The sequence below is a fragment of the Nitrosomonas sp. ANs5 genome (genome assembly GCF_050584665.1).
In the GTDB taxonomy this organism is placed as follows: Bacteria; Pseudomonadota; Gammaproteobacteria; order Burkholderiales; family Nitrosomonadaceae; genus Nitrosomonas.
The window spans coordinates 1-3,520 of the sequence record NZ_JBEUDO010000103.1; the positions used below are offsets into that span (position 1 = coordinate 1).

General features: G+C 47.3%; 3 protein-coding genes. 2 read left to right on the forward strand and 1 reads right to left on the reverse strand.

What is annotated here, in order from left to right; genetic code table 11:
- Positions 1–182: 182 nt before the first annotated feature.
- The gene (locus tag ABTW62_RS13615; protein ID WP_430905119.1) at positions 183–2,297 is read left to right on the forward strand and encodes a VTT domain-containing protein; all 2,115 of its coding nucleotides are present in this window, start codon (positions 183–185) and stop codon (positions 2,295–2,297) included.
- Positions 2,298–2,310: 13 nt separating this feature from the next.
- Positions 2,311–3,009, forward strand: a complete 699-nt coding sequence (locus tag ABTW62_RS13620) for an endonuclease/exonuclease/phosphatase family protein (RefSeq protein ID WP_430905120.1) — start codon at positions 2,311–2,313, stop codon at positions 3,007–3,009.
- Positions 3,010–3,309: 300 nt separating this feature from the next.
- Here ABTW62_RS13620 and ABTW62_RS13625 read toward each other — a convergent pair.
- Positions 3,310–3,520: hypothetical protein (locus ABTW62_RS13625; protein ID WP_430905121.1), on the reverse strand; the 211-nt coding region annotated here is incomplete at its 5' end.

A 3,520-nucleotide genomic window follows, 5' to 3' on the forward strand; every position in this document is an offset into this window, starting at 1 on the left:
ACTAATACGTAAATTTGGCTTGACTGAAGACAGAGTATCTACGACGATGATTACCGCTATGAAATACCAGTAATGTACATTTTTCGCGCTGCTTGAAGCTGGAAATAGTCTAGGGCTTTGTATTTCCCCTTCTGATAAAGCCAATTCCTCGATATCCCATTAGTCAGCATGGAGTCTCGCGTATGAAGCACAGCAGGATTATCCATTCCGGTCACAATTGCTGGCGAGTGGCTGATGCCACCAGAGTTTCCATACTGGTGGACGGAGAAGATTATTTCAAAGCGTTGCATGAAGCCATGCAACGAGCGCGGCATGTAATCTATATCCTGGCCTGGGATATAGACAGCAGAGTACGTCTGGTACGTGGAGAGCAGTCCACTCAGCTACCGACCGAGCTGGGCAAGCTTATCAACACCCTACTCAAACAGCGCCCTAAATTAGAGATTTATATTCTTAACTGGGACTGGGCTATGCTTTATGCACTCGAACGTGAATGGATACCGATTTACTGGTCTGGTTGGGAAAAACAATCGCGCTTACATTATGAGCTGGATGAACACTGTCCGTTTGGCGGCTCACAACATCAAAAACTGGTCGTTATCGATGACAAAATCGCTTTTTGTGGCGGATTCGATTTGGGTAAGCACCGCTGGGACAGTTCTGTTCACGCACCCAATGATAGCAGGCGTATAGATCCCAATAACAAGGCCTACCCTCCGTTTCATGATATACAGATGCTGGTTGAGGGAGAGGCTGCCAAAGCGCTTGCGGAGTTAGCGCGGGCACGATGGCTGCAGGCGACCGGGAAACAACTATCCGCTGCTCCAATTTATGATACGAATAATTTATGGCCGAAACATGTCGAAGCATTATTCAGCCAGGTGAAGGTGGCAATTGCCCGAACTGTTCCAGCGTTTAACAATACGCCCGAAAAAAGGGAAGTTGAATCCCTGTACATTGACAGCATTTCCGCCGCGAAGAAACTCATTTATATTGAGAACCAGTATTTCACCTCAGGAAAGATCGCAAAAAAACTGGCCTCCCGGCTCGCGGAGCCCGATGGCCCCGAAGTTGTCCTGGTGCAACCTCTTAAGACTGGGGGCTGGTTGGAACAGCACACCATGGATGTGCTGCGATATCGTGCCACGCAGAAACTCCGCAATGCCGATCAATACAACCGGTTACGTATCTGTTATCCGCGCCATCAAGCACTTGGCGAGGCGTACATTGGTTTACATAGCAAACTAATGATAGTGGATGATAATTTCTTGAGGATAGGCTCAGCAAATTTGAGCAACCGCTCAATGGGGCTGGATAGTGAGTGCGACTTGGCAATTGAAGCTGAAAATACTGCGCAGCAAGAAGTGATCAGCGCCTTCCGTTTGCGTTTGCTAAGCGAGCATTTCGATCTCGGTCAGGAGGAATTAAAAAGCGAGTTGATAAAGCTGGGATCATTGTTGAAATTGATCGATGCCCGGCAGAATTTTCCACGTACATTGTCGATACTTGACTGCAAAGTTGAAGAGCTTGCTGAAGAAATACTGCCTGATTCCGATTACATCGATCCAGAACGGCCTACGGAAATGGATGCGCTAGCAGAAGAACTCATTCCCGTCAAAGAATCGAAGTCTATTCGCAAGCAGTTAATTACAACCGTTATGGTATTGTCAACAGCGGTATTCACTGCGGGGCTATGGAAATGGGGTGTACTGGGTGATTGGGTCGCCCTGCAGCAAGCAGTGATCGATGTAAGTCAGCCACTTTCACCCTTTGTGACCATTCTTGGATTTGCGCTTGCTGGTCTACTAGCGGTGCCTGTTACATTATTGGTCATTTTGGTAGCTGTTTCTTTTGATTTCTGGCCCGGTGCTTTTTATACAATGAGTGGCGCTTTGTTAAGCACATTGATGGGTTATGCAGCCGGTTATTTTCTGGGCCGCAAAACAGTGACCCAATTAGCGGGGCACCGGCTTAACCGTTTAAGTAAGCAGTTGATCAAGAATGGTCTGATGGCGGTCATTCGGGTACGACTTGTTCCTGTTGCGCCATTTGCAATGATTAATCTGGTGGCGGGCGCGACCCATCTGCATTTGAAAAAATTCATCCTGGGTACGCTGCTGGGCATGTTGCCAGGGATCTTGACCATTTTTCTGTTTGCGAAATTATTAATCAGAGCAATCGATAATCCGGCACCCGTTGCGATAATAAGTTTTGTTATTTTTGCTGGCGGCATTGCACTGGTTTTGTTTACGCTAAAAAAGCGACTCGACAAAGATTCTTCTGACAACTCCCGATAAAGCTCGATAGTGCATGCAATTACCTGCTGTTCTGAATCTCGCGACTTACAATATCCATGCCTGTATTGGTATGGACGGTCATTTTAATCCGCAACGCATATCAGCGGTACTGCGAGAGATTGACGCCGATATTGTCGCTTTACAGGAAGTTGACCACCATATTGTCGCCAATCTCGATTTACTGGACTACCTTGCCGAAGCAAACGGTTATCAACCGATTGCCGGACCGACGCTGTTACGAGGCACCCGATATTACGGCAACGCAATCCTGACCCGCCTGCCTGTAAAAGATATCAAACGAATCGATCTGAGTTTCCATCGCTACGAGCCTCGCGGAGCCATTCAGGCCCGATTCCAGGTTGGTCAGTTTACGCTGCGAGTGGTAGCCACGCACCTGGGGTTGCGCCCCGCTGAACGTCGTCATCAAGTCAAACACCTACTAAAGATGATTTCTCCGCAGGTGCCGGATATAGACGTACTGATGGGAGACTTGAATGAATGGTTGCTCTGGGGAAGACCGCTACGCTGGCTACGCCGCCATTTTTCTCCACAACCACATTTGCGGACTTATCCAGCCTGTTGGCCATGCCTGGCATTGGATAGAATCTGGATTGCGCCAGGACAATTTTCATGCTATTTGTCGGTACATGAAACGCCCTTGGCAAGAATAGCTTCCGATCATCGACCGTTGGTTGCCAGCATTTGGCTATAATTTTTGCAAATAGCCTATTTCCATCTACGCTGATAGGTAGCACACAAAAGGGCTAGTACTCCGTACCGTCAATTAGCTTACAAATGAAATCGATGGATTCGCCTGCCAGGCTAGGCACAAACCGCAGTTATAGCCGTAGCTATGGCGAGGATTTGCAACAACGCATGACAGGCGAAGGCGCGATTTCATGTAAGCGTTTTGGCGGAACGGAGTACTAGGTCGCGAACAAAGTGGTTTCAGAGCAAGGGAACTAATCCGGCTAAAATCAAGCCATAAATAGCGACAACGATAATATTCTTCTCAAGAAGATAATCCAGAAACAACGGATTGCTGGCCGCAATGAAAATAATCAAACCAGATAAAGGCATCGGCTAATACCGATGTTGCCGACGTACTAAATGTTTCAAATTCAATATCCAACCCGATTTTTCCCTTGAATTGCTTGATTTTGGTTAACTTTGCTTGGCTAATTGCCCCAAATAGGCGATTGCATTCACTTTTTCTTTTGTTG

Coding starts and splice junctions, on each gene's coding strand:
- ABTW62_RS13615 (WP_430905119.1), top strand. CDS start 183: ATGAAGCACAGCAGGATTATCCATTCCGGTCACAATTGCTGGCGAGTG.
- ABTW62_RS13620 (WP_430905120.1), top strand. CDS start 2,311: ATGCAATTACCTGCTGTTCTGAATCTCGCGACTTACAATATCCATGCC.